The following is a 26339-nucleotide window of genomic DNA, read 5'->3' on the forward strand; positions in this document are numbered from 1 at the left end:
ACTGTTTATGCGCCTGGGGTTATATTTTCAACATCACAAACTGAAAGGGGCCGGAGGTGAAGAGCAGAGACCTGATAAGGGAGCTGGAAGCAGATGGCTGGTATCTGGATCGAGTCAAGGGCAGCCACCACATCTTCAAGCACCCAACCAAACTAAGCTCGGTGCCAGTACCACACCCAAAGAAGGACCTACCGAACGGCACCGTCAACAGCATCAGGAAACTCGCCGTGCTGAAATAGCCCGGCAAGCTCGGCACCACCGTAGGAGACAACACCATGCAATATCCCATCGCCATTGAATGGGGTGACGAGAAGACAGCCACCGGCATAGTGTTTCCGGACATTCCCGGTGCGATCACTGCTGGCGACACCATTGAGCAAGCCTACGAAATGGCTGTCGAGGTTGCACACATCCAGTTGGAAGAGCTCGCGAACGCCGGCCAGCCGATCCCCAAGCCTCGCAGCATCGCCGAGCACCGCGACAATCCTGAGTTTGATGGCTGGGGTTGGGGGTTGGTAGAAATCGACCTTACCCCCTACCTGGGCAAGGCCGAGAAGGTCAACGTCACCCTGCCTGGCCGCCTGGTCAAGCAGATCGACGATTATGTCACCCTGCACGGCATCAAAAGCCGATCAGCCTTCCTGACTCGAGCAGCCATGCACGAACTCGAGCGCAGCTAACCCATCCAATTATGCAAAAGGCCCGGCCGCTCCTCGACCGGGCCCATCCCGTTGCGCATCGTTCCCTGACGCACCTACCAGCGTGGCTCTAGGCTCCGCTCACGTCAGTAGCATTTCTGTAAGCGCTTTCCCATCAGCTATGTACGATATGGCTTACAGCCGTGGCGAAACCCCATCGCGATACTGTATAAATATCAGTATCGGCATGACAGGAGAGAAACCACTATGACCAAGACACCCCGGGCACCGCGCCCACCCTCGACATACGAGCTGCTGGGCCAGCGGATCTAGCGGGTAAACAATTCGCCGCGGGCGCAGTCGGACCGCTGCGCGGAGATCTCGCGTCAGCCATACCCATCCGAGCGGTACGATCCCGCAACCACTGAAACGCTAGACGCCGCTCAGTCCTCGCTGCCGGCGTCATGGGACATGATCTCGACGACGGCCGTGTGATCTGCGTTGGCTCGGTGCCGCAGGGCCTCGTACACGGCCAGCAACTCCAGCACACCCCGGTGGGTTGCGGCGCCCATGCCAGATGGTGGGAGCGGTTTTCGAAATAGTCGACCGTGCCGACAGAGATAGCAACAGCCGAGGCTGTTGCCACCGGCAATGCCAATCGCTTAAGCACACTCATTTCTGCGGCAACTCTTCACTAGGGCGCCGCAGCCTGGCCATTTCAGCCGCATGTCTGCTGAGCGTGGCATCGTGCTAACGCTGGAGCATTTCTAGCTTCTGGCGCTCGATACGGGCACGCCGAAAGATCAGCCACAGCTGAGCCAGCAGGTAGAGGCACGTGTGCAGCCCGGCCACGATGGTGACCTGGGTGCTGGGATCAACGGACATGATGGCCTCCCAACAGGCGCAACCCAAGCACCCTCGTGGATATCGATCTTTGCAGACATGAAGACCCGTCTCGGCAGGTAGAGAAAAGCCCCGCACGATGGAGGCAAAGACACCAGGAGGTGCCAACACGAAAAGGGGCCATCCATGGCAGGGGAACACGCTGGGGAGGATGCGTGTTTGGTAGCAGGCTCTAGAGTCGAACCAGGTTCCCGAGGGTTTGAAGGCCCCCGTGACTTGCCGTCTGTCCCGCCTGCTGAAACGGAAACGCCCCGCCGGTGATGCCGGCAGGGCGTTGTGTGATTCTGGCTCCCGGCGATACTGCCTGCCAGGCTACAGATACGTTAGCGCAAGTTACTTTTAACGCAACAGGCACAGTTAATCAATGTCATCTTTCGAGTCCAGCCCTAACGCTCTCGCTGACTTTAAGATGCTCTACAAAGTGTGCCCTCTCTAACATCGGGTAAAGCTCCTGCGGTGTAATAGGACGTGAGATTACGTAACCTTGGGCGGTATCACATCCCATTTCAGCCAATGCTTGAAGTGTCGCTAGATCTTCCACTCCCTCAGCGGTAACTTTTAGGCCTAGGTCATGAGCCAAGCTAATTGTTGAAGCTACGATCAACCTATTTTTATTGCTGACCAGCATATTGTTTATAAAACTTCTATCTAGCTTAACTTCGTCAACAGAAAATCTACTTAAATAAGAGAGCGAGGCATATCCAATACCAAAGTCGTCCACGGAGCTTCTAATACCAGAGTCGTGCAAAACATTAAGCACCTCCTGAACATGCTCATAATCCTCTATAACGCCTGTTTCAGTAATTTCTAGACACACTCCTCCCGGAAACCATTGCGAACTTTTTCCACAAATCAAATCGACCAGAAAATCTTCATCTTGTAGATCACGCGCAGAAACATTAACGCTAACACTAAAGCTCGGAATCACACCCCGGAATCGCTCAACCTCTAGTATGGCTTCTTCTAGCACCCACGACGTCAGTTTAGTTACCAAACCTGTTTCTTCTAAAAGTGATACAAAATGCCCAGGAGGCACCATCCCTAAACTTGGATGCTTCCAACGTACCAATGCTTCAGCCTCATGAACTTTACCGGTCCTTAAATCCAGCTTAGGTTGAAAGAGAAGAAACATATCTTTAGTTCCATTGCGCTTAAAATCTTCAACAAGCATTAAATCATCAGAGTTTGGCTCTACATCCAAGCTGTAAATTTTCCAAGGCTGGCCTGACCTTATGGCGGAAGAATACGCTGTCGTAGCACGGCGAACCAATTCTTCAGATTCTGAAAGGCTTTTATGCTCCGTTTCTGCACGACCTTCACTAATCCCGATGGAAACTTGAGCACTTATCATCAAGTTTTCTATTTCAAAAGTATGATCCATAAAATCAACTATCTCTTCATGAGACATTTCCTTATCTCTATAAATAGCAAAAACACCGGAACCGAAGTGACTAACAAGAGGAAACCCGACTGAAACCAAATGATCCGCAAAACCTTTAATTACTTTTTCATAACCATAATGATAGCCAAACAAACTGATAAGCTGCTCTAGATTAAGCAGTCTCGCCAACATCACAGTAGGAGAAGCTTCTTCATTTTCCTTTACTATCACACCCAACTTTTCGATGAATGAAGATCGACTAGGAAGACCGGTGAGTTCATCGAAATCTGCTTTCTTTCTCAGCATTTTCTCCAGCTTTTCCCTAACCTTTAGCTCATCGGTCAGCTGCTTGGTACGAAGTGCTACCTTACGCTTCAAGTACCAAGCTGCCGTATAACCAGCTAGACCCGCGATTGACAGAGGAATCAAAATTAAAAGAAGGTGTCCAATCCAATCATATACTGAATGTTCATGCCACTCCAACTCAGGCAGCCATTTACGATATATTTCGTGGTACTGCCCCTCCGCATGCACTCTTGCCATTTGTTGATTCAACCATTCAATCAGCTCACCGTCTCCCTCACGAACGGCAAACACATAAGGTTGAGGCCAGAACGGCGCGCTAGTCTGTTCTACATCAAGCTCTGAAGCCATATGCCGAGAAGTAACCACGACTTCTATGCAAGCATTAGCCACATAGTCGTGAACAGCCTCTAAACATTCGCGTTCTGTATTTACCTTCAAAACCTTAATGTTATATGCATCATTTTCTAGCCGTGAAGATGCAAAGCTACCGGCAACGACAGCAACTGTCTCCCCCTTCAATTCCTCAATCGCATTATAACTCTCTGACCGTCGAGAAAAGATTCCATGCGCCAAATAGTAGAATGGCTCAGAAAAATCAAACAATTCCCCTCTCGCTTCGGACTCTAGCATAGGTATAACATCAGCTTCACCAGCAAGAACAGCACCTAGAGCCTTGTTCCAATCCATTAAACGATGCTCAGCACTCAGCCCACCTGCTTCAGCCAAGATTTCTTGAAGGTCGATAATAAACCCTTTCTCTTCCCCTTCTTTATCTATCCATTGAAACGGGGGGTAAGTAGCGGAACCCACAAATATAACTTTATCTTCAATAATTGAAGCACAGGCAGACGAAATATTTATTAACAATATCGCAGCAAGCAAAAGCATTGAATTAAAAAATTTTAATCTCATAACCCCCCCCCCTATTCTAACCATTCCTTTTATAGTTTTATTTGATCAAGGCTGAGCGAAATGGACTGACACTTTACCCACCCCACGTAGCCATGAACTTCATCCCTCATAAGCTTAGGATACTAATACTTTCCTGGTTAAGCGAATTTTAGATACGACGCGATAAGCGGTGGTTGAGCACTCCCCCCGCAAGAATTGTATATAAATCCAGTATCTGCCTGGCTGCCTAAGTTCCAGCTTTGGCAAGCAAGATCAACTCCGTACGCGCCTGTGCCGCTGCATTGGTGATGGCCTTCCCATCCTTAAAAGCTGACAAGGTCCGCGTCGAGCACACCTTATGGCCACCCTCTTGGTCCTGGCCAATGCAGTCGATTACGTGGCCCGAGACGCTAGAGCCCAGTCGCCGGGGGTAGTGCTGAATGTCGATGGCGATCTGCTCATAGCTGGCGCCCCACTCCCCCTGCACCCGTCTGTCCAACTTCCTTGCTTGAACCAGAACTGCGAGCAAGTTGCGCGGCGACAACCGGGCAGCCACGATCCACCTGCGCGCTGCCTCATGATCAGAATGCAGCCGAATTCCACGGTCATAGGCCAACGCCAGCGGTTCTCGAGCAATGTCGGTGCCGCCAGGCGCAAGCCCGCGGGCCATGGGGCTGTGCGTGTGCCAACCGCAGTTTTCGTGCTCGATCACCAGTCGCCGCTCCACCTCCATATTCAGGAACCGGCGCACGAATACCCTGGCCGCCTCGTCGACGTGCTCCGGGTGTGTCTGTCGCGCCAGCTCCCGCAGCCACCAGATGCCCATCCGCTCGTGATCCACCACAGTTGCCCCTCGCTCAGTCCGCTGTGACGTCAGTGGCAATGCCGCCTTCCCCATCGTCGCTCTCCCCCTTTCACCACTCGGTGCCGCACGGGCACGCCTCTCGAAACTCTGTCCTACTGTCTCTACCGATGGCACGGTCTCAGCCAAGCCCGCTTACCACCGAAGCATCTCCTGCGCCTCCTCGTAACCGCTCGCGAGCAGGGCGCAGTAGCCCCGGCCCTCTGTCAGCGCCAGCCAATCCCTTTGGCTCGATGCTAGGGCCGCATGCTTCGGCACCGGCCCGCTCGACGGACACCAGCTGGTGATCTATCACGAACTCGGCCGGGACGTTCTGAACGCCACCACTGCCGACGACTGGTACCAGCACTGGCGTCCGGTCGCCGCCGACGCCTGTCCGGTCTGCATGGGCAGCGGGCATGACCAGATCAAGGGCAACAAGAACCGGCCGTGCGGCGGTTGCTTCGGGCTGGGGAAGGTCAGGAAGGACGGCGAGCCGCCGACGGACATGTGGGAGCTGGCCGAAGCGGCGTAAGGTGCGGTTCGCCGGCACACCGCCGGCCATGTCCACAATCCGCAAGTGGTGCCGGGAAGGCGAGTAACTCGACGAGTACTTCAAGGGCGAGCCCTACCGCTAGCACCGCGGCCTGCTGGTTCAGGTCTTCAACTACGCGCGCACCAAGGGCTGGTTGTCGGAGAACCCCATCGAGCCCACGGCCAAGAGCGATGCCGGGTACAGCAAGCAACGGCGCCGTCTGACGCCCGGTCAGTTCAAGGCCATCTACGACAAGGCCGAGCCTTGGCTCCAGATCGCAATGGAGCTTTCCCTGGTCTGCCTGTTTGGCCGGGCCGAGGTCGCCGCGGCGCGCTATGACCACATCGTCGACGGCCGGCTGCGCTACATCCGCAAGAAGACACGCACGCGCAGCCACACCGCTTACGTGGCCATCGAGGTGACACCGGCCATCGAAGACCTGGTGCAGCGCTCTCGCCTGCTGCCGCCGGTTTCGCCCTACGTGCACCGGATACACAAGCGCATCACCGCCGAAACCAAGGCGCGCGACCACTGGAGCCGGGTAACCGACGACATGATCAGTAAGGAAGTCGCCCGGCTGCGCGACAAGGTCCCCGAGATCGCCAGACTAGAATCGCGCCAGCGCCCCACGTTCCACGAGATCCGCTCGCTCGGCTCCAAGCTGCTCGAAGACAGTGGCGCCGACCTCGGCGACATCCAGGTGCTAATCGGCCACGCCGACGGGCAATGACCCAGCATTATCTCGACGGTCACGGCATCCGCTGGCAGGAAGCGAAGGGCCCCGGCAAGGGCATGGCAGCCCTTCTTGGAGCGTCCTAAAATGGCCGGAAAACGGTGTGGAATTTTTCGGGAATTTTACGGGCACAAGAAAAAGCCGCCTGGCGCGTTGCGCCAAGCGGCTGATTCGTCGAAGCTTGTTGGTGGAGCCTAGCGGGATCGAACCGCTGACCTCAACACTGCCAGTGTTGCGCTCTCCCAGCTGAGCTAAGGCCCCACATGTCTCGACCTTGCGAGAACGAGGCGTATCATACCCGTCACACCGGACACCGTCAATAGGCAGGTGCAACGTATGCTTTGCGTTGAGAGAAAGCGGGAATCGGGATGCCTGTTCAATTTCCCTTGCCTTGCGAGTATGGCAAGCTTGCACTTGGATGCCGAAGACTCGGCGATCAAGAGCCCAACCTGAGCTCAAGCTCCGTGCGACTCTGCTCGTCGCCGCCAGCTCTCCGCAATGACGAGGAATGTCAATCTTGATCAAGGTGCTCATTGTCGACGATCATCACCTGGTTCGCACCAGTCTTGCTCGCTTGCTCGAGAACGAAGAGGACATCGACGTGGTGGGCGAGGCTGCCAGCGGTGAGGAAGCCATCACCCTATGCCGCCAGCTCGAGCCGGACGTGATACTGATGGACCTGCGCATGCCGGGTATCGGCGGCCTAGAAGCAACCCGCAAGATCATGCGCAACAATACCGACGTACGCATTCTGGCGCTGACTGGCTTCATGGAGGACAACTTCGCACAGCGCATGCTCGATGCCGGTGCTGGCGGCTTCATCAGCAAGGACACCCAGGTACCCGATATGGTCGACGCCATCCGCAGCGTCTTCGCTGGGCACCGTTACATCAGCCCTGACATTGCCCAGCGCCTGGTACTCTCCCGTTTCGACTCGGAAGAGAACCCCTTCGACAAGCTCTCACAGCGAGAGCTGCAAGTGGCCATGATGATCGTCAATTGCCAACGAGTATCGGAAATCTCCGACCGGCTGTTTCTCAGCCCCAAGACCGTCAATACCTATCGTTACCGGATCTTCGAGAAACTCGGCATCGAGACCGACGTCGAACTCACCCATCTGGGGCTGAAACACGGCCTGATCGAAGGGTTCGACACCGCCAACTGAGAAGAGGCTTCTGGTACCCTATTGCCTCCCTGCAAGACAGCCAGAGCGCCATGACCTTCGATCCGCGGCAGTTCCTTGCCAACCTCACCCAAGCCCCCGGCATCTACCGGATGCTGGACGAGCACGGCGACACCCTCTACGTGGGCAAGGCCAAGCGGCTCAAGGCTCGTCTGGCCAGCTATTTTCGCGGCGCCCTCAATACCAAGACCCAGGCCATGGTATCGCGCATCGCCGATGTCCAGGTCACGGTGACACGCAGCGAAATCGAGGCCCTGCTGCTCGAACAGACCCTGATCAAGGAGCTGCGGCCGCCCTATAACGTCCTGCTGCGCGACGACAAGTCGTACCCCTTCGTATTCGCCAGCGACCGCCACCCCTACCCCGCACTCGAGTACAAGCGTGCCCGCCGGCGCCATGACGACGGGCGCTATCTCGGCCCCTATCCAAGCAGTGGTGCGGTACGGGAGAGTCTTTCCCTGATGCAGAAGATCTTCCGCATACGCAACTGTGAGGACAGCGTCTTCGCGCATCGCACACGCCCCTGCCTGCAGTACCAGATTCAGCGCTGCAGCGCTCCGTGCGTGGGGTACATCAGCGAAGCCGACTACCGGCGCGACCTGGAGCACGCCATCATGTGCCTCGAGGGACGCAGTGAACAGGTCACCCAGGAGCTGACCGACGCCATGGAAGCTGCCAGCCGCGACCTGGCCTTCGAGGATGCCGCCCGCCTGCGCGACCAGATCCAGCACCTGCGCCAGCTCCAGCATCGCCAGTTCGTCGATACCGAAGGGGGCGATGCCGATGCCTTCGCCCTGGCCGAGCGCGAAGGCGCATTGTGCATCTCGGTGCTGGCGGTGCGTCAGGGGCGGCTATTGGGAGCACGCCACCATTCGCCTGACAACGGCCTGGGCCTGGAAACCGCCGAACTGCTGGGCGAGTTCGTCAGCCAGTATTATCTTGGCCAGGATCGTGAGATCCCTCGCGAAGTCATCAGCAGCCTGCCGCTACCCGACAGCGAGATTCTGGAAAGCGCCCTGAGCCGTCGCGCCGAACGGCGCGTGCGGGTGACCCACAAGGTGCGTGGACACCGAAGCCAGTGGCTCGAACTGGCGCGCACCAATGCCGAGCAGCAACTGACCAGCCGTCTGGCCAGCCAGAGCGAACTCGAGCGCCGCTTCGACGCGTTGCAACAGACCCTGGCGCTGGAGGCGCCCGTCGAGCGACTCGAGTGCTTCGATATCAGCCACAGCCATGGCGAGGCCACGGTCGCTTCGTGCGTGGTGTTCGACCGCAACGGCCCGCGCAAGTCGGACTACCGACGCTTCAACATTGAGGGCGTGACGGCAGGAGATGACTACGCTGCCATGCGCCAGGCGCTGGATCGGCGCTTTCGCCGCCTCGCCGAGGGAGAAGGCATGGCACCAGACATTCTGCTGCTGGATGGCGGCAAGGGGCAGCTCAACCTGGCCCGCGCAGTCATGGCCGAACTGGGGCTCGACAACATCCGCCTGCTGGGCGTGGCCAAGGGCACCACCCGAAAAGCCGGCCTCGAGACGCTGTTCATCGAGACTGTCGATCGCACCCTCGACCTGCCGGCTGCCTCCCCGGCGCTGCACTTGATCCAGCATGTTCGTGACGAAGCTCACCGCTTCGCCATTACCGGGCATCGTAACCGGCGCGACAAGGCGCGACGCAGCTCCGCCCTTGAAGAGATCGACGGTATCGGCCCCAAGCGGCGCCGGGAACTGCTGCGATTTTTCGGCGGGCTACAAGGCGTCAAACAGGCCAGCCGCGAGGAACTCGCCCGCGTTCCCGGCATCAGCGTTACCCTGGCCGAGACGATTCATCGCTCGCTGCATGGATGATGGCGTCCGGTACAGATAGAATGGGCCCACTTCGGCACTCTGATCCAAGGCAAGGACCCCCCGTGAAATGAACATCCCCAACATCCTGACGCTGGCCAGAATCGCCTTCATCCCGCTGCTGGTGGTGTTCGTCTATCTTCCCTATGCCTGGAGCATGCCGGTTGCAGCGGGCCTGTTCGCCCTGGCTTCGGTGACCGACTGGCTCGATGGCTATCTGGCACGGCGCTGGAATCAGTCCACTCCCTTCGGCGCTTTCCTCGACCCAGTGGCGGACAAGTTGATGGTCGCCGTCGCCCTTGCCCTGCTCATCGAGCGCTTCGATACCATCTGGCTGACGCTGCCGGCACTGGTGATCATTGGCCGCGAGATCGTGATCTCGGCGCTGCGCGAATGGATGGCCGAGATGGGCAAACGCAGCAGCGTTGCCGTCTCCTGGCTGGGCAAGGTAAAGACGACACTGCAGATGGTCGCCCTGCTGCTGCTGCTGGCCTTCCCCCCCGGTACGCAGCTCTCTTTACTGGGTGTTGCCACCCTGCATGTCGCCGCGATCATGACACTATGGTCGATGCTGTTGTACCTTCGCGCCGCCTGGCCCCACCTGTCTCGCTCGATGTGACCGAACGGCATCCAGCGCCAACAAGTGATTGACACCAACGAGCTTATCCGTATAATTCGCACTCGAGTCGAGCGGGAATAGCTCAGTGGTAGAGCATCGCCTTGCCAAGGCGAGGGTCGGGAGTTCGAATCTCCTTTCCCGCTCCAACCTCTTCGGAGATACAAGAGGCAAACGACTCATCGAGGCTGGATGGCAGAGTGGTCATGCAGCGGACTGCAACTCCGTGTACGCCGGTTCGATTCCGACTCCAGCCTCCATTTCCTTATCCCCTTGTCAGCTGCCTACTCGAAACCGTGCCGCCCGGATGGCGAAATTGGTAGACGCAAGAGACTTAAAAGCCCCCTCTTGCTGAGCCTCATCCACTCTGCGACAGCTGAATAATTTCTTTCGTTACAACAGCTTGCCATCTGCGATAGCCTAAGCGAGACGGCCTGTCGCAGAAGCTATGTGACAGATCTGCGACAGATATTTATTCACTTTATTAAATCCTCCTTCCTTTCTCGCCCGCTTTTAGCTAGATTTTTTTGGCATAAGCACAGCAGAAAGGTAGCTCCTATGGCATCAGGACTGCGCGAACTGGTCGATCAGAACCGGGAAGGGATTAGGCGTATCGTGACCGAAGGGAGGTGCGCGAATCCCCGCCTGTTTGGCTCTGTAGCGCGTGGCGATGATGAACCCGGTAGCGACATCGATATTCTTGTAGATACGCTTCCAGGCTGCGACCTGTTCGACCTGGGCGGCATCGACACAGGTCTGCGGGAGCTGCTGGGTGTCGATGTAGACCTGCTCACGACGAATGCACACCAGATACCCTCTGCCGAGCTAGCCGAGATCCTAAGCGAGAGCGTGCCCATCTGATTGACGATGAAGCTTTTTTGGGTATGATGGGTGCCCTGCGCGAGCGTGGCGGAATCGGTAGACGCCGGAGACTTAAAATTTCCTGACCTTTGGTCGTGTGGGTTCGAGTCCCACCGCTCGCACCAAAATGAAGCCCCTGGTCGTTGCCGGGGGCTTCGTCATTTGGGTTAGCGGCTGTGGTACAGCGTGGACTTGTAGTAGCTGGAACGCGACGTATCGGGGTCCCATCCCTGCACCTCGACCCTGAGATTTGGCGTACCGTTGTCACCTTCCCACGTATACGTATCGGCCTGCACCGTGGCCACGGCCAGCGGCAAAATGATGCCCCCTGACAGATCATCGTCGTAGACAGCCACTCTGACCCATCCTGCCGACTCCAGATCATCATTCGAGACCACAGATGCGTAGGAGGCCGGACGGCGCTTAAACGTAACCTCCAGCTTGCCATCGACGTTTTCCGACACCTGGGCGTTGATCGGGGAATTTGGTCGCGTGTATCGGTCCGACTGCGTAATGCGATACTCATCCATGCCACTGGTTAGGCTACCTGTCTCCGTTATCGTTGCGGCCTGGACGTTGTGCCTGACCCCAGCATTGCCTAGCCCACCAACCCTCGGTATCTCAGCGTTTGCTGCACTGAACAAAAAGACCCGAGACCCTGCGCTGTGGCTCATCGGTTGCGTGTCAAAAAGCCCTCGCCACACGTCAAAAATTTGGACCGTGCTACCACCTGCATTTCCAGCGCCGTAGGATATGTACTCATGCTCACCAGTCGATTCGTTGACAATGACTGCTAAGTTGGAACCCTGCGCCCTTTGCTCATCACTAATCGGGAAAAACGAGTCTATGTGAAAGGTTCCCTGGAGCGTTATTATGTCGTCATCTTTTTCTATATTGCTCTGCAAATACACCTCGTCAGTATATTCTTCAGGATGACCAGATATATCTTCAAAAACATAGCCGAAGTTTCCAGTGGCGTGCAGTAAATTATAGCCTAATTGCTTACCTGGGCTTCGTGGCGCATCGGTAAATACATTAATACTTCCGGTTGGAACTTCAAATAGATTAATCTCATTAGCATTCGTTGGTTCACCTGGCTCACTAGACTCGCCAGTGATGCCAGCGTACAACTTAGGAGATCGACCAAATACATCCTCAACCATATCTAAAGTAACCTTATTATTTTCCAGGCTACCCAGATCTATGGACTGAATACGATAAACGCGATAGAACTCATCGAAAATAGGTAGCTTAACTTTTACAGCATCGCCTATATTAAGCACAGCAGCATCTCTGTTCGATACCAGCTTTACTGTCGATATGTCGTTTGTCATGCTTACTAGGTCGCGATCAGCAGCCCATTGAGCTAGCGAAGCCTTGCAAAAGAAGGTGTAGTCTTTGTTAACTTGGTTTTGCTGGATATCGTTATTTATCAGGCCGATGTTATGGGAAACGACATTGCGCTCCTTATATTTTGCTGCTCTGTCTAAATACTTTATTTTGATTTGTGTGTTGAGCGCGTCTAGAGAAGGCTTGGAATAGTCAGAGACAGCATGGATATTAGTTTCGTCAAAAGCAAATAGATCATCAATATTATAATCAGGCCGAATTGCTATAAGCTCCACCTTGCCTGTCTCATGATTTTCACGCCTAGTTAGGTCGCAGTGGTCGCATATTTTAGTTATAAGAGAATCAAAACTTGACGGCTGAGACCACACAAACGAGATACCTAGCCCCTCATCCTTACATTGCTGTGCAACCTTCTCAACCGAAGCGATATCCAAAAACTTAGTTGCTACGCCAGCGTGCTGAGCATGAGCCATTAATTCATAGATGACATAGGCAGGATTGGCGTCATCATCAACCACCTCATTGTCGACAAAACCCATCGGCGAAGGCGGATAATGAGCTAGCTCGAAAGAAAGTTTTTTTGGTATTGGCTGCTGGCCTACATGCATGTCGTCAAAAACTATGTGAGCAAGCCCTTTGTATGCCGGGTAATGTTGCGATACCTTTTGCCTAAGTAGCGAGGAAGGCGACTGCCAGTTGTTGCCACCGAAGTATTCGAATCGGCCTATGACGCCATCTTCTTTCATTAATTTGTAGCTAATATTGTAGGTGTAGCTTCCTTTTGAGCCCCTGACGTTTTCGAACTGTATATCAAGCGCATCTACGGGGACTAACCTTCTGCCGTTGACGATGTGGCTGACGCTATGGTTGGTGATGTTAAATATGCGCTTCTGGGTAAAGTCGCCAGCCATGCCTGTGCCTGAGCTTAGGTTACCGCTGTATATCTTTTTCTCGTCCTCGTAGATGGCTGTCAGCTTGGCGGGACCAAAGGCTAGGGCTAGGTCCATTGAGGTGTAGTAGCGGTGGCCGACAATAGCTGTATCCGGCACTCCCATTAGTTTTGCTATAAACCCTATGTCTTGTTTCTCTTTAATGGGCTCGCTACGTTCGCCTCCAGCCCATATCGTGTTAGGAGCTTTGATTAAAGCCTTGCCAAAGACACATGATATCGACTTGTCTTTTGACTCAGGGTAGCTCGATACATCAAAGTTACCTGCTTCGACATTTTGGGTCTGAGGTTTTTTCCAAGTCAGCAAAAATATTACTGCGTTAACTGCAAACCATAATAGCTGCTGCATATTATATTCCTTTTATTATTGTAAATTTTTAAATGGATTGACTGGACGCATGACGCCAGAAGTCCAAATGTCATCGCTAGGTATCCAGGGAAAGCCGTAGAAGTTATCTTCGTTATTGAAGCTGACACATGCGTTCAGGCTGCGGTTACACCCTTTTGCGGCTTTTATAATGCTACCTACCGCTATGCCGGTTATAGGAGCAAATAGTGTTATGGTTCCCGCTGTGGGGTCGTAGCCGGATATCATTGCGTATATGCCATTGAACTCGCACAAGCCGCTTACGTAATGCTTGTCAGGCTTACCCTTGAGGGATTCAGCTTGTATGGTAAAGCCGCGATTAGACATAGCTTCCACGGTTACTGTATCGGCCCAATCTGAAAATTTAAGGCCGCATTCATTGCTATATAAAAGGTGATTGCAGCCAGCCGAGAAGGTGTAGTTAAGCCCGCTGGTACTTAGCTTTGAAATAATGGAAGAGCAAGTAATGGATGCGCGAGCCGTTGCACCTATTTGGGCAGAAAATGAGACTCCCGCGACGTTGCCTGTAAAATAAGGGTGCAGTTCGTCGCCAACCACTCTAGAAACCTTGACAGTAACGGTGGCATCCGGTGTGGCATTTTTGAATAGCTGGACCACCTCGTTGTCAGCGGACACCTCTATTTCAAGGTCTCTGCTATCACTTTCTGACTTTACCACCACGGAACGATTAGCAGCTATAGGGCTAAAAATCTTACCTGCAATGGATTGGATTTTGCGCGAGGATGTGTATTTAAAACTTTGATCTCTGTATGTGAACTCGATTACTTCGACGACAGCCATTATTGTTTATCTTTTAGTATATTATATCATTTAATGCAACGATTATCATTGGTTATCGAGGTGGAGTATGTTACGTACCTAAAAAAACGTCTAAATCTATAGACGTATATTTTTTTATTAATACGGAACATATCCATTGAATTAGTAGCTCTTCGATTGTGGCACTTATACATACTTATATTAATATAAAAACATTCATAAGTGACACATATTTAGGTGTAGCTAATATTTATATTGTGGAGTTTATGCATGTTATTATTATATATAGACAGTCATAAGTGCCACATCCTAGGATCAGGCTGGCTGCCATGATCGAACGGATCTCAGAGATTTGCTAATCCTTGCGTATTGATCATGATAAAAATCGTACTCGAAAACATCGTTAAGGAACCGGGCTACATGCAGGAACCTAATATCTATTAATAAGCTATGGGCTTCATCTGGAATCGACTCATTCAAAACAAGGATGTCATAGGTGCTAGCAGGCATAACATCCACCACCTTACGCCGGAAAACTCCACTTTCTGTAATAACCTCCACGACCTTGTGTGGCACATATGCCAGCTCGCCAAGCCTAGACTTTTCTACATTTATCTGGTTACCGCTGCCTATGCTATGCATATAAAAAGCGCTTGAATGGTCACTTACCCAAAAGCTACCCTGGCGCCCCCGCACCTCATGGGCAAACGCCTTGAATCTCTGTATTTCAGGACCAGCCAAATCAAACGTCATCCGCATATCCAAGCCAGCAGCCCTATTAATTCTATCTTTTACTGTGGTCCCCCAACCTGCCCCTACATCATCGTAGAACTCTCGATGATCAATAGGCTCGGCAAAATTGTGCTTGAAATCCATCACCGGCAAGCCGTCAAAAAACTCCACATCGCTTCCTGCCAACGGCATCTTAAAACTTTCCTCATCAGCCTTAAAAGGAACCGTAACCTGCACAAAATCTCCTGCCAGCACCCGCAGTTCCAGGTCCGTACTTAGGTAAAAAACATCCAGCCGAACACACTCACACCAATTCATGTCGGCCTGAACAGGTCCCGAAAGATAAACTCCACTAGACCCAACAGTACTAACCGAGTGAACGGTACGCCTGCCCTCATTATCCTTCAAAAGCAGCCATCCACCCTCCTTAAACGCCCAGGGCGGAACAGTTAAATAGGTACTACCCTTAACCACATCCCGCAAAATAAAATGCAAGTTCCGATTAGGCACCAAAAAACCTCCTTCCCGATGCCCATTTATTTTATTTCTTGCCTCAAGCCAATCGGATTTATGCAGTACATAATTATTAAATAAGGTATGATCCGGCTCATCCAATAAAGCGATACGCTGCTCAGTTCCATCCCAAGCTTCGATAATATCCGTTTTGTACTCATATCGTTCAGAAACGGGCGATGAGTAATCAATGTCGTAAAACCACTCTAACAACTCCATTATACTTATTCCTTTTTGTTATATTATAACATTTAAATAGCTGCGCAGGGATATAAAAAAGGCCAGCTCTTGCCAGCCTAATTTTTACAGTATGCTTTTTATTGTTGCTCGCTCGGCTCTTATTACGTTCACGATAGCGTTTCGACCATCGGGGGTATCCATGGCACCCGCTATGCTGGCTGAATCCACAACGTTAGTTATATTTACTGCCTGCTGACCTGCACCGCTTCCTCCAGGGGTATATCCATTACCACCGTTCTTCGGGTTGCGTATATCGTACTTATCAAGCACATACTCGCCCTTCTGAGCTATAATCGGCACTTCGTCAGCACCTATTAGGCCGCCATCATGAAACTCGGGAGCACCCGCAAAAAGGGACATAGGAACACTGCGCCTTGCGCTACCTGCCCCTATATACCCGCCTGTGTGGTTCATGCCGACCGAACTAAGGGCAGATCCAAAACCGCCACCGATAGCACTACCAGCTGCTTGCAAGGCGTTAAATATTTGCTGTTGGATAATCATTTTTAGCAAGTCAGCAATGATTCCTGCTGCCATTTCATGAAACGCATCCTTGAGGCTCTTGGTCCCCATTATGACACTGTGTAGCCCATCCGTGAGGCCCATGAAACGATTCCCGACAACATCACCTACCTGATATGCCACATCGCCAAAATTACGGTACTCCTCAGCCATGCGCTTCGTGCTGTCTATTATTTCCTCGTTACCTGTTCGTATAGCTGCCGCATTAAGATCAGGCGTAAGAGCTTCAACACCACTGTTATACTCAGATCTCGAAATCTCACCTAAATCATATGCTGCCCTCAAATCCTCTAGCTGCTTCTTGAACTCATCCAGCTGCACCTGGGCAGTCTTCATGTCCAGAAGCTTCTCGATTAACTGTGCGCCTTCACTATTGCCCTCAAGCTCTGTTAGCATGTCGCCATATTTGTTTTTGAGTTCAACTATCTGAGCGTCGGCTTCGTTACCTGTCTGTCGCAACAGGTCAAGCTTGAGGTCTGCTACCATCTTCTCTTGCTTAGCTACCTGCTCTGCGGCCTCCTTACGCTTCTCTTCGCTTTCCTTCTCAACCTTTTCTGATTCTTTGCGTAGAGCCTCCCTTTGGCGCTCAGCATCGGCAATTACCAGCAGTTCGTTTTTATACTGAGATGCAAGATCAATGTTTTCAGCTTCGAATTTAAGCCCTTTTATTCGTGCCTCAGCTTCCTCTATTTTTTGCACAGTGCTTAGGTATTCCGCGCTACCCTGCTCCAAACTACCCAGCATGTCTGACAGTGCGTCTCTCTGCCTTTTAACTGCCTCTATATCCATGTCAATGAGTCGCTGACGCATCTCGGCCACCTGCGCGTTGTGGCTCTTTTCAAGCTCCAGGCGTTTTGCGTAGTACTGCGCTGACCCTAGTTCGCCTGCGTTCTTTTGCGATTCAAGGTTTTTGAGGGCGACATCCTGCTCATGCTCCATGTCACGTATGCGCTGTCGTGTAATGGACTTTTGAGCCTCGGCCTCGTTGTTTTCCCTGGCTTCGGCTAACGCTTTCATTGCCTTTTGAGCTTCGGCGGTTATGGTTAGGTTAACAGGATTTCTGTCTGCCTCATTCTGGGCTTCGTCTGCTGCATCCTTCGCCGCCCTACGTGCCCTTTGCTCCTCTAGCAGTACATCAAGCTTGGCGGATAGCGGAGGCACATCTTTATTAAGGTACTCCTGTCCTTCTTTCCATGCTTCCTGGGCTTTTTTCTTTATTTCCTCGCCCATGGCATCAAGCATGGCACCATTGTTATTTTGCTTAGGCTTGTAGTTAGCAATGTCATCTGCCATTTGCTTCGCTGTGTCGCTAAGCTTACCAGCTATTCTTAGCCCTCCCTCTAGGGTTGCAAAGGCACCGTTAACAACAGTATTAACCATTCCATCGTAGGCTTTAACAATTAGCCCAGCCCCAGATACCACAGCATGGAAAAGCCCCAAAACAGCTGTACTCAGAATTTTATTTATGCCGCGCCATTTATTATATGCACCGATGATAAACTCAACACCTGTAATTACCGCCTTAGCCATTGACCCGCCCTCGTCGGCGCTCTTTTCCATGCCTCCGATTAGGTCGTTTATGTGCTCAACGATGACCTCGATAGCTGGGGAGATTTTGGCGAGGAACTTGTCGCGGAGAATGCCGAAGTTTCTGCCTAGGTCATTGACATCTTTGCCAATGCTGGATATGCGGTCGGCCTCAAGGCTGGATATGGTAAGTCCTGCCTCTTTGGCGTTCTCGATCATTTGGAAAAATTCGGCGTTAGAGCCTTCTAGGACGTTGGTTAGCTCACGGAGATTGTCAGAGCCAAGCTGATCTAGGAGTTGTGATCGCTCTTGGGTGGACAGGTCTTTCATCGCGTCTGTCACAGCTCGTAGCTGATCAAGGCCATCCATATTCATCATTTTGGTCGGGTCTAGTTGCTCGAATTGCGCAAAAAGATCGGCGGCCTCGCCTGCTCCATTTTTAGCAAAGTCCACAATTCTTTCGTTAAGGTCATCAAGGCCATCTTTCAGGTTTTCCCAATTAAGCCCTGCGGCCTGGGATGCGGCTGCCTCGGCTGCGGTGAACTCCTCCATTGACATGCCTAGACGCTCTGCTGCGTTAGCCATTTGGATCATTTCACGCGAGCGGTCTTTTATTTGGCTAAGCCCAGCCATACCAGCAACAGCAGCGGCAGCAGCAGCGGCTAGACCAACGAGCCCCCCGCGAAGCTTACTAACACCTGTATTCATCGCCCCGCTAACAGCAGAGCCAGTTTTAACCTCTTTGTTTAGCTTATCGACAGAATCTGCGGCTTTTTTGGCGGATCTGCTTTGTTTTTCTAGGTTTCCATCAAGTTGTTTCGCTGTTTGGCCTAGCTTACGAGAAGAGCCAGAGGTTTCTTTTATTTCCTTATCAAGCTTATCGAAACCACCAGCGGAGCTTTTAGCAGTATTGGAAACGCTACCGATGCTTTTTATAAGTTTATCAATTTCTTTTGTGCCAGCTGTCTTCAGGTTAATTAATAGCTCGACTGCTTTATTTGCCATACTACTGCTCCGTTAATTTTTTTATGTATTCTTGAAAGTATTTCCCTCCCTCCTGAGAATTAGTTCCAATAATTGCGGCTTGGTGAGCTATACTTTTATTCGCTATATTTTGGCTATATATTGCATGCGTTCGCTCGTAAGCTTTTACTAATTCCTTAAATGGGTAGCTAAAAGGATTTCTAAATTCGTTATTGTGCCCCTGGGATATAAGGAAATAGCACATACCTTCTAGGTTTTTTATTAAGTTACTTCTTACTTCTCCAGCATTAAACTTCTTCCTTGGCGTTACTAGACCAGCTTGCTTAGCCATTAGGTCACGTAACTCTCTTGCTTCTTCGCTACTTAACCCTTCACTTTTCCGCTTCTTCTTGAGGCTTGCGATACGATCCCACCCAGTATCACTCCCACTCCCTGCTGGATCTTTTTTTTTGAATCGGCCTCGGGTAGTGTCAGCTGGTACACCGCACTCAATATTTCAATCTGCTTTGATATGGGTAATTGCGCATAAAGATCGGCGTTTTCGACATCATTACATGCTAAGGAAGTGGCGAGTGCAGCAAGGGCTGGCAGGCGAACAATAACCTCTTTCACGATCATTTCACCCGAATCCCAGCTAAACGCATCGCTAAATAGTGCAGCCATAGCGTTTTCTTCTTCATTAAACAGTACTGCAAAATCCTGAGCTGTCAGGCCACGTGCCTCGACAAAAAGAGCCTCACCGCTATCGCTCGTGCCGACTCTAATTCTTTCTCTTTTAATTACTGATGGATCTAGTGGCATATATTATTTCCTTTATTAAATTAGGCGGGGGCCGACGCGGTGCCCCCGGATTGGTTTAGCCCTTAGGCAGCGTCTTGATCTACTGTTTCTTCTTTGTACAACCTGGACAGACCAGTTCCAGTCACTGCATTTGACGCCATAAGTGTTCCCTGGATCTGCAATTCTGCTTCCTGCTCAACAGAGATAAGTCCACGCTGCTGGGTTGGCGACAAAGAAACCTTATGCATGGTCACCTTCAGCGGGTCGTCGCTATTTGCAGTGTTGACGCCAACAAACACGATCTGGACGTTCACCTCATTCTTCACCATTGCCTCTAAAGACTTAGAAGCTTTGGTGTCATAGGTGATGGTTACAGCAGTATCAGCGGCCAACGGAGAAGTAGCGCCGGACTGGTCGCGGAAAAATTCGATAGCACCGTCAGAAATTGCGTAGTTCTCACCTTCGACCAAGACATTCATGGCGTCATCTTCGATTGAAGTAACAGCCGCAAGAATGCCGTCGGGAGAAACGATATGCCCTGGGCTTACGGTAGCCTGCATGGTCTCGCCAGTCTTCGCAGCGGTCTTGATGATGTCGCCATACATACCCAAAGCGATAGTGTCAGCACCAAAAGACTTGGCAGACAGGTTCAGCGTACCAGTCACAGACCTAGAGAGACGCTTGACCACGTTATTTGAACCTGACTGGGTTTCACGAATCTCTTGAGAGTCAGTTTCGAAAGAAAGGTCAGCTGAATTCATGGAACCGATGTTTACAAAGTTGCCAACAGGCTTATCGTTTTCATCAACTGGACGGACCAGTACCGAACCTTGACCCATGTAAAAGAGGTCGTTGTTAGTTAAGTTGTTACCAAATGACATATTAATATGCTCCTATATAGTTTGTTTTTATTTGCTTAGCTAAGCGATAGTCAATTCTTGGTTAAAAATTAAATACCACACAACAAATCCCCGCTTCTCGAAATCCTGATTCGAGAGAGCGCTGAATTCAGTAATGATTGGTGTGCGTAAAGAGGCCGGGTGCTTCTTTCCTACTTCATTTTTGTGCACAATATCGAGAATTTGTTTTGTAGTATCTATGGCAAAAGAGCTGTAGCCGATAGTTTCGTTGTCGTTATCTTTTCCGGCTAGCACATAAATACCGAAGCTACAGGTATTAAGTCTTTGTTGACCAGCGAGCCTAACGGGGCCACCAACTGCTGTAATGAGCACATTAGCCACCCCATGCTGGTGGGATAACTTATCAATATCTTCAGCGCTAAAAGATGACCCCAAAATTTTAACTTGGTGAACAGACTCTAATTGCTCTAGTTCTGCTTTGTAGTCATGCAGATATGTGTTCAAATCTATTGTTTTTGTGCTCATTGAACTTATTGAATAGCTCTTTCAAGCTTCTTCGTTATTACGTTAATTATAACATTATTATAACTAGCAGGCAATTTGTTAGAATTAGTTGGAATAAACATTCTTTGCCTAACATGCCCAAGCCCAATATTGTGAACTGGTGCATATTCAACATCGGTTCCAATGCTTACCTGAAGCCCGTTGGAGCGCCGTGTTACATCGTAGTCAATACTTGACACCATATTAAAAGTATCAAGAAGCGGCTTGCCTTCGCGGTGTGATATACCCGGCCATGCTCGTCCGTAGGGATCTTCGGAACGGTCAAAGCCTGCCATAACCAGATCATGTAGGCGCTCACCTATTTCATTACCGTCGGCTTCGTTAAAGAAAGAGTCGTCCCTGACCTTTTCTAGATACCGTTGTAGCTCGCCTAGGTTGTGCTTAATATCCATATTACTATTACCTCAGGAGCTGAATAGTGTGGAGCCCTTTCTTTCTTGACTCTTGAGTTTTCATTTTAATCCTGACATTCCCTTTTGCTATGTCCTTTAGCCACTGGATTGCAACTTCATTCTTTTTGGTTACGCTTTCGCTTGGCGTGCCGACATTTAGCCATAGTTTGTAGTGTGCGATATCCCAAATAGCTTCCTTGATGTACGAATAAACCTCGTCGTCAAGCTCTAGCTGCGCAGCGATAAGGAACGTCTTTACGTAGTTCAGCGTATGCGCTTTGGCGATCCTGAACTGGTCTGCGCCGATCCCCGTTGGGAAGCTTCGTCCGTAGTGGGTTTGCAGGTTGGAGAGCGTAAAGTCGTCAGTGCTGGCCGTGTCTTTTTTGGCCTGCTCGCTTGCGCTGATCGTCGCGCCGGTCTCGTCCATGACGCTCACGCTGATGGTTAGATCCCCATCGACCAACTCAGAGAGATCCAGAGCTTTGATATAGCTGCCATCGGCTCCCACGGTCGCTGTGCTGGATACTTGGCCGCCTTCTCTGTCAGTGACGCGGATGGTGACCTGCTCAAGTTCATGGACGTTGATTGTGGAGCCAGCTGCCTGGATGCGGCCCACGTTGTCCGGCGACACGTCAGGCATGAACACATCGATGGTGCCTGGGTGCAGGGCGTCCTTCTCAACCTGGGTGCTTGCCGTGATCTCTGCGCCGGTCTCGTCGGTGGTCGTGACAGTAATGGTAAGGGTGCCGTCAGCCAGCTCAGACACGTCGAGATCGGTACTGTAGCCCTCAGCCTCGGTTACGGTGCTTACGCTTGCTTGCCCGCCCTCGATGTCCTCTGCAACCACCCACAGGGAGGAGCCAGTTGGCACGTTCACCGTATTACCAAAAACCGATACTGCGCTGACGTTATGCTTGCCTACGGACGGAGCCTCGATAGTCAGGGTTCCGGGGTGCAGGGCGTCCTTCTTGATGCTCACGCTTGCGCTGATCGCGGCTCCGGTTTCATCCTCTACGCTGGCTAAAACGTGCACCTGGCCATCTGCAAGGCTGCTTAGGTCAATGGTGCCCGCATAGGAGCCGTCAGCCTGGATCTCGGCTTCTGCCCTTGCTATCTCGTTCAGTGGGCCTGTGGCGCTAATGCTGACCACGTTGCCTGCTGGTGTGTTGGCAGTTGATCCAGAAACCGGCACAGCGAGGACATTTTCTTTTGTTACCGCTTCGCTTATTGCAGTAATAGTTCCAGGGTGTAGTGCATCCTTGGTCACAGTAACGCTATCGACGATGGTTCCACCAATTTCATCAGTCGTCGTTGCAGTTATGGTAAGCTGGCCATCTAGTAGGCCTGACACATTAAAGCTAGCTGAGTACTCGCCCGTTGCTTCAACCGATGCAGTAGCGGTTACTAAACCAGATCCGCCATCGTGAACAGTGATAGTAACAGACTGACCAACATTAACATTTAGGGTTGACCCCCATACCGCAAAAGAGCCGACATTATCTTTTCCAACATCACTCGCAGATACCGCTATCGTTCCACCTTGCTCGACCGATGTGCTCTTTTGTGCTTGCGCAGTGTCAGCTACTACCGCGCCGGTCTCGTCCTCAACGCTGGCCGTGATAGTAAACGTGCCGTCAGCAATTGCAGAAAGATTCAGCGTTGTCTGGTAATCCCCATTCGCGTCCGTGTTCGCCGTGAAGTTATGTACCACCTCCGCTCCATCCACCACCTGCAAGCCCACCTGGGAGCCGCTAGGGGTGTTGGTAGTGCCTCCAGACACGGTTACTGCCGAAATGTCGCTGGTAGACCCGATACGGATAGACACTGAGCCCGGTAGCAACGAATCCTTCTCGACCATACCAGTAGCCGAAACCACATCCCCGCGCTGATCGGTGACACTCGCAGTCGCAGTTATGGTGCCATCATCCAAAGCATTGGCATCAAGGCTCAGTGACCAGCTGCCGTCTGCCTGGGTGCTCGCCGTGCCTGTAACAGTATTAGCTCCATCAGTCAGATCGACAGTGACAGTGCTCGCCTCGGGGGTGTTGGTAGTTCCACCAGACAGTGGGACCGCGCTCACGTTCGTCTTGTCTATCTGGGCGGGCAAGGTGAGGTCAATGGTGCCAGGAAGCCTAGTATCCTTGTCCGCCGTCGCCGTGGACGTCACGGTGTCGCCCCGCTGGTCAACCACGCTCGCATCGGCTGTTAGGGTGCCGTCAGCAAGCCCTGACACGTCTAGGGTGGTGCTGTAGCTTCCATCCATCCCCACCAGCGCAGAACCCGCTACAGTGCCCGCAGAGCCATCCGTGACCGAAATCGATACCGTCTCGCCCTCTGGGATCTCGCTAGTCGTACCGCTGACCGCCCATGCTGTGTCGTTGTTGTAGTCAACCGCTGCCAGGGCACCTATGGAGATTGAGCCAGCAGGAACGATATCAACGGTGACAACGGCAGTGTCAGCCAGGAGGTTGCCGTTTTGGTCCGTGACCGTGGCTTCAATCGTCGCTTCGCCGTTCGTTAGCGTGCTAGCGTCGATGGTTGCGCTGAAGGAGCCGTCCGCGATCACTTCGGCATTCGCTGTTATGGTTGCGCCAAGGCTGCCGGTGACCGTTATGCTGACAAACTCGCCAGAAGGGATACCAGTTGTAGTACCGGGTATGGCGTAAGCTGAGGCGTTGTCGCCAGTTATGGTAGCCAGAGGATCGAGCGCAAGGGTTCCGTCCAGGTGTGTGCTTTTTTGGGCCGTGGTTGTGGCAGTTACTGTGTTCCACTGCATATCCACTACCGAAGCTTCATAGGTGATGGTGCCACCAGCAAGCGCTGATACATCTATAGACCCGATATACGCACCGTCTTGCTCAGCGCTTGTGTAAGCAGTTGCTGAACTTCCAACTGAGTCCGAAGCCACGATTTTAATAAGGGTTCCAGGCTCAAGATTGGCATATGTACCGGAAGCCTGAACCGCCGCCTCGTTTGTTGCGTCAGCCGCTTCTGCTGTAATGCTCAACGTAGCGGATAAGAGCGCACTATTGCCAAAATAAAGCGGAGACCCATTAACAATATCGTATTGTGTAAGATCCTCTTTCGGCTTAATGCTTCCACTTCCTGTGCTCGCTACGGTAAGCTCAAGATCATAAACACCATCCACACCGTTAGCCTGCACCGTAAACTTGTCGCCAGGATAAATAAAGTTGTAAGCAATAGTCGAAGCTGTGTAGCCCACATCTTCACCAACATCAAAGCTAATAATCCCAGAGCCAGTGCCGTATGTTGGGGAGGTAGTTTGATTAACACCAGTTACATACAGGACATTCTTTAGCTTATTTACTTCATTTTGGCTTTTATGCCCCGCTACCAAGGTTCCGACTACAGGCTGACCGTCCTGCCAGACTGAATTTAGTAGGGCGCTATCGGCGGTATATTTGCTGGCATTTCTGGAAAAGCCAACAGTAGCAAAATCGTTAAACTTAACATGCTTGCCAGCCAAGGCCTTAGCAATGGTTGTTCCGTCGAGTCCTGAATAGCTGCGTATGGCGACATTGATTGAGTTGTAGCTATCAACATACAGGTCATGTGCAGGCAAGTTCTCGTAGCGTCTGGATCTCAAATACACTATCGTTTTGCCAGCAACATCAGCATGTTCAATACCTTTATCTTGGTAAGTTCCAAGAAAGGTAAAATCGGTGCCGGACATTTCAAATTCAATGTGCTCAAGACCAGCGAGGGTAATTATGTCGCCCGGCAACAGGTGTCCGTGATTTACGTTAAAGGCATTCTCGGCATATTTTACGCTAAAAGTGTTCTGGTCATGAAAGCCAGTTACTTCGAGCAAACCGTTTTCTGGAGCACCCTGCCGCGTGAATTCCTCAAACATTAGGCCTTTGATTGCCGTGGTTGTGTCAGTTATGGTTGTTCCAGTCTGATCCACGACGCTAGCTTCGGCGGTCAGGGTGCCGTCAGCGAGGGTGGATACGTCAAGGGTTGTGCTATAGGTGCCATCCAGTGCTACCAGCGCTGAGCCAGCCACGGAGACAGAGGAATCGTCAGTAACGTTGATAGAGACAGTTTCGCCCTCAGGGATGTCGGTGGTTGAGCCCGATACTGTTAGGACTGTCTCGTTTTGGTCAGTGACATGCTCTATAGGATCTAAAGCAATATCACCAGGAATAGCACTACCAGTAAAGTTAAGGTAAGAACCTTCGACAATAGTATAGGAGCCAAGAGGTTCTGCTGTGTAAATTCGCTTAGATACGCTTCCGTCAGTGTCTGACTCAACGGTAAATACAGTAAAGTCAATGCCGTCAATATTGAAAGTGTCGTCAGGAAAAACAAAGTCTGTAAGTATGTCTTGGGCAGTCATGCTGCTAGAGCTTTCGACCGTAAACGAATCAGTGGAGTAATCGACACCCGTAATGTACAGCGAATTTTTAATGTTTACTCTTACATACTCATCAAAATCCTCTTGGGTTTTTTGATTGATTATATGGCCAGCTACTTTAGCAGCCTCACCAAAACTGGATAAAGTATATTGTAAGTAAGCAGTAGCAGTGTCTGAAGAAGTAGCGCTTGTCCTAATTTCGTTAAGCTTAAAAACTGCCTCGCTTCCTTCAAACTGGAAGTAAGAAACACTAGGGAAAAAACTAGCTAACCGTCCATCACCAACAAAGTCATTACTTCCTGCATTAAAAGTGGAATGAGTAGAAGCAATGTCAGCTTTTAAAAAATATGAGGCGGGCGTTATAGAGTAGTCTTCAGATTTAATATACGTAAGTGGAAGTCCGCGCAGATCAGTATGACTTATTCCAGGAAGCGAGGCCAAGTCGTTAAACACATATATCAAATTAGAAGATGCTTTAGCGTGAACCACAAATTCTATATCGTAGCCACCAACCTTAAAAACGTCACCAATCTCAATCGTGGAGTTATCTTCGACATATATTCGGTTATACGTTGTGTACGTGTTAGTAACTGTCAGTGCGCTTGAAAAACCCTCACGCTGGTAATACTGGATCTGAAAACTCATTCGCTGGCTCCTATTCTGTAATAT

At 51.4% G+C, this 26339-nt stretch carries 21 protein-coding genes and 4 tRNA genes; 11 read left to right on the top strand and 14 right to left on the bottom strand.

The window, feature by feature from the left end:
* Positions 1-56: 56 nt before the first annotated feature.
* Positions 57-239: a type II toxin-antitoxin system HicA family toxin gene (locus HNO53_RS12815; protein WP_209472643.1), complete on the top strand. Its 183-nt coding sequence runs from the start codon at positions 57-59 to the stop codon at positions 237-239.
* A gap of 36 nt (positions 240-275) precedes the next feature.
* The gene (locus HNO53_RS12820) at positions 276-680 is read left to right on the top strand and encodes a type II toxin-antitoxin system HicB family antitoxin (protein ID WP_209472645.1); all 405 of its coding nucleotides are present in this window, start codon (positions 276-278) and stop codon (positions 678-680) included.
* Positions 681-1388: 708 nt separating this feature from the next.
* On the opposite strand, the gene HNO53_RS21605 is transcribed toward HNO53_RS12820, so the two are convergent.
* The 3 genes from HNO53_RS21605 to HNO53_RS12830 all read right to left on the bottom strand — a co-directional run bounded on the left by HNO53_RS21605 (position 1389) and on the right by HNO53_RS12830 (position 5017).
* Positions 1389-1523: a hypothetical protein gene (locus HNO53_RS21605; protein ID WP_275951344.1), complete on the bottom strand. Its 135-nt coding sequence runs from the start codon at positions 1521-1523 to the stop codon at positions 1389-1391.
* 385 nt (positions 1524-1908) lie between these two features.
* Positions 1909-4140, bottom strand: coding sequence for a putative bifunctional diguanylate cyclase/phosphodiesterase (locus HNO53_RS12825; protein ID WP_209472647.1), 2232 nt, complete (start codon positions 4138-4140; stop codon positions 1909-1911).
* 226 nt (positions 4141-4366) lie between these two features.
* Positions 4367-5017 carry a hypothetical protein gene (locus HNO53_RS12830; RefSeq protein WP_209472649.1) on the bottom strand — a complete coding sequence of 217 codons (651 nt, stop codon included), beginning with the start codon at positions 5015-5017 and terminating at the stop codon, positions 4367-4369.
* Between the two features lie 247 nt (positions 5018-5264).
* On the opposite strand from HNO53_RS12830, the gene HNO53_RS12835 reads away from it, so the two are divergent.
* Positions 5265-5495 (top strand): hypothetical protein, encoded by a 231-nt coding sequence (locus HNO53_RS12835; RefSeq protein WP_209472651.1) that lies wholly within the window; start codon positions 5265-5267, stop codon positions 5493-5495.
* 154 nt (positions 5496-5649) lie between these two features.
* The gene (locus HNO53_RS12840; RefSeq protein WP_242597421.1) at positions 5650-6225 is read left to right on the top strand and encodes a tyrosine-type recombinase/integrase; all 576 of its coding nucleotides are present in this window, start codon (positions 5650-5652) and stop codon (positions 6223-6225) included.
* 188 nt (positions 6226-6413) lie between these two features.
* Here the strand turns inward: HNO53_RS12840 and HNO53_RS12845 are convergent.
* Positions 6414-6489, bottom strand: a tRNA-Ala gene (locus HNO53_RS12845).
* Between the two features lie 256 nt (positions 6490-6745).
* Here HNO53_RS12845 and uvrY point away from each other — a divergent pair.
* From uvrY to HNO53_RS12880, 7 genes are all read left to right on the top strand, one after another.
* A complete protein-coding gene (uvrY, locus tag HNO53_RS12850) occupies positions 6746-7393 on the top strand; it encodes a UvrY/SirA/GacA family response regulator transcription factor (protein WP_209478637.1) in 648 nt (215 codons plus the stop codon).
* A gap of 50 nt (positions 7394-7443) precedes the next feature.
* Positions 7444-9258: an excinuclease ABC subunit UvrC gene (uvrC, locus tag HNO53_RS12855; RefSeq protein WP_209472653.1), complete on the top strand. Its 1815-nt coding sequence runs from the start codon at positions 7444-7446 to the stop codon at positions 9256-9258.
* 67 nt (positions 9259-9325) lie between these two features.
* A complete protein-coding gene (gene pgsA / locus HNO53_RS12860) occupies positions 9326-9874 on the top strand; it encodes a CDP-diacylglycerol--glycerol-3-phosphate 3-phosphatidyltransferase (RefSeq protein ID WP_209472655.1) in 549 nt (182 codons plus the stop codon).
* 71 nt (positions 9875-9945) lie between these two features.
* Positions 9946-10020, top strand: a tRNA-Gly gene (locus HNO53_RS12865).
* Between the two features lie 37 nt (positions 10021-10057).
* Positions 10058-10131 (top strand) — tRNA-Cys (locus HNO53_RS12870).
* Positions 10132-10429: 298 nt separating this feature from the next.
* Positions 10430-10732 (top strand): nucleotidyltransferase family protein, encoded by a 303-nt coding sequence (locus HNO53_RS12875; protein WP_209472657.1) that lies wholly within the window; start codon positions 10430-10432, stop codon positions 10730-10732.
* Positions 10733-10771: 39 nt separating this feature from the next.
* Positions 10772-10857, top strand: a tRNA-Leu gene (locus HNO53_RS12880).
* Positions 10858-10899: 42 nt separating this feature from the next.
* Here HNO53_RS12880 and HNO53_RS12885 read toward each other — a convergent pair.
* The 10 genes from HNO53_RS12885 to HNO53_RS12930 form a co-directional block, all read right to left on the bottom strand.
* Positions 10900-13380, bottom strand: a complete 2481-nt coding sequence (locus tag HNO53_RS12885; protein WP_209472659.1) for a phage tail protein — start codon at positions 13378-13380, stop codon at positions 10900-10902.
* A gap of 15 nt (positions 13381-13395) precedes the next feature.
* Positions 13396-14199 carry a phage BR0599 family protein gene (locus HNO53_RS12890; RefSeq protein ID WP_209472661.1) on the bottom strand — a complete coding sequence of 268 codons (804 nt, stop codon included), beginning with the start codon at positions 14197-14199 and terminating at the stop codon, positions 13396-13398.
* 294 nt (positions 14200-14493) lie between these two features.
* Positions 14494-15642: a hypothetical protein gene (locus HNO53_RS12895; protein WP_209472663.1), complete on the bottom strand. Its 1149-nt coding sequence runs from the start codon at positions 15640-15642 to the stop codon at positions 14494-14496.
* An 84-nt stretch (positions 15643-15726) separates the two neighbouring features.
* Positions 15727-18717 (bottom strand): phage tail tape measure C-terminal domain-containing protein, encoded by a 2991-nt coding sequence (locus HNO53_RS12900; RefSeq protein ID WP_209472665.1) that lies wholly within the window; start codon positions 18715-18717, stop codon positions 15727-15729.
* A 1-nt stretch (position 18718) separates the two neighbouring features.
* The gene (locus HNO53_RS12905; protein WP_209472667.1) at positions 18719-19027 is read right to left on the bottom strand and encodes a hypothetical protein; all 309 of its coding nucleotides are present in this window, start codon (positions 19025-19027) and stop codon (positions 18719-18721) included.
* A gap of 32 nt (positions 19028-19059) precedes the next feature.
* On the bottom strand, positions 19060-19497 hold the full coding sequence (locus HNO53_RS12910; protein ID WP_209472669.1) for a phage pre-tape measure protein: 438 nt from the start codon (positions 19495-19497) through the stop codon (positions 19060-19062).
* A 62-nt stretch (positions 19498-19559) separates the two neighbouring features.
* Positions 19560-20357 (bottom strand): phage tail tube protein, encoded by a 798-nt coding sequence (locus HNO53_RS12915; RefSeq protein ID WP_209472671.1) that lies wholly within the window; start codon positions 20355-20357, stop codon positions 19560-19562.
* A gap of 39 nt (positions 20358-20396) precedes the next feature.
* On the bottom strand, positions 20397-20861 hold the full coding sequence (locus HNO53_RS12920; RefSeq protein WP_209472673.1) for a hypothetical protein: 465 nt from the start codon (positions 20859-20861) through the stop codon (positions 20397-20399).
* A gap of 5 nt (positions 20862-20866) precedes the next feature.
* Positions 20867-21292, bottom strand: a complete 426-nt coding sequence (locus tag HNO53_RS12925) for a phage virion morphogenesis family protein (protein WP_209472675.1) — start codon at positions 21290-21292, stop codon at positions 20867-20869.
* Positions 21293-21299: 7 nt separating this feature from the next.
* On the bottom strand, positions 21300-26315 hold the full coding sequence (locus HNO53_RS12930) for a phage protein Gp36 family protein (RefSeq protein ID WP_209472677.1): 5016 nt from the start codon (positions 26313-26315) through the stop codon (positions 21300-21302).
* Between the last annotated feature and the right edge of the window lie 24 nt (positions 26316-26339).

This window comes from Billgrantia antri, assembly GCF_017868935.1.
Classification (GTDB): domain Bacteria; phylum Pseudomonadota; class Gammaproteobacteria; order Pseudomonadales; family Halomonadaceae; genus Halomonas; species Halomonas antri.

What these genes read in the sequence shown, in the direction of transcription:
- HNO53_RS12820 (WP_209472645.1), top strand. Translation starts at nt 276, where the DNA reads ATGCAATATCCCATCGCCATTGAATGGGGTGACGAGAAGACAGCCACC.
- HNO53_RS21605 (WP_275951344.1), bottom strand. Translation starts at nt 1,523, where the DNA reads ATGTCCGTTGATCCCAGCACCCAGGTCACCATCGTGGCCGGGCTGCAC.
- HNO53_RS12825 (WP_209472647.1), bottom strand. Translation starts at nt 4,140, where the DNA reads ATGAGATTAAAATTTTTTAATTCAATGCTTTTGCTTGCTGCGATATTG.
- HNO53_RS12830 (WP_209472649.1), bottom strand. Translation starts at nt 5,017, where the DNA reads ATGGGGAAGGCGGCATTGCCACTGACGTCACAGCGGACTGAGCGAGGG.
- uvrC (WP_209472653.1), top strand. Translation starts at nt 7,444, where the DNA reads ATGACCTTCGATCCGCGGCAGTTCCTTGCCAACCTCACCCAAGCCCCC.
- pgsA (WP_209472655.1), top strand. Translation starts at nt 9,326, where the DNA reads ATGAACATCCCCAACATCCTGACGCTGGCCAGAATCGCCTTCATCCCG.
- HNO53_RS12875 (WP_209472657.1), top strand. Translation starts at nt 10,430, where the DNA reads ATGGCATCAGGACTGCGCGAACTGGTCGATCAGAACCGGGAAGGGATT.
- HNO53_RS12885 (WP_209472659.1), bottom strand. Translation starts at nt 13,380, where the DNA reads ATGCAGCAGCTATTATGGTTTGCAGTTAACGCAGTAATATTTTTGCTG.
- HNO53_RS12890 (WP_209472661.1), bottom strand. Translation starts at nt 14,199, where the DNA reads ATGGCTGTCGTCGAAGTAATCGAGTTCACATACAGAGATCAAAGTTTT.
- HNO53_RS12895 (WP_209472663.1), bottom strand. Translation starts at nt 15,642, where the DNA reads ATGGAGTTGTTAGAGTGGTTTTACGACATTGATTACTCATCGCCCGTT.
- HNO53_RS12900 (WP_209472665.1), bottom strand. Translation starts at nt 18,717, where the DNA reads ATGGCAAATAAAGCAGTCGAGCTATTAATTAACCTGAAGACAGCTGGC.
- HNO53_RS12905 (WP_209472667.1), bottom strand. Translation starts at nt 19,027, where the DNA reads ATGGCTAAGCAAGCTGGTCTAGTAACGCCAAGGAAGAAGTTTAATGCT.
- HNO53_RS12910 (WP_209472669.1), bottom strand. Translation starts at nt 19,497, where the DNA reads ATGCCACTAGATCCATCAGTAATTAAAAGAGAAAGAATTAGAGTCGGC.
- HNO53_RS12915 (WP_209472671.1), bottom strand. Translation starts at nt 20,357, where the DNA reads ATGTCATTTGGTAACAACTTAACTAACAACGACCTCTTTTACATGGGT.
- HNO53_RS12920 (WP_209472673.1), bottom strand. Translation starts at nt 20,861, where the DNA reads ATGAGCACAAAAACAATAGATTTGAACACATATCTGCATGACTACAAA.
- HNO53_RS12925 (WP_209472675.1), bottom strand. Translation starts at nt 21,292, where the DNA reads ATGGATATTAAGCACAACCTAGGCGAGCTACAACGGTATCTAGAAAAG.
- HNO53_RS12930 (WP_209472677.1), bottom strand. Translation starts at nt 26,315, where the DNA reads ATGAGTTTTCAGATCCAGTATTACCAGCGTGAGGGTTTTTCAAGCGCA.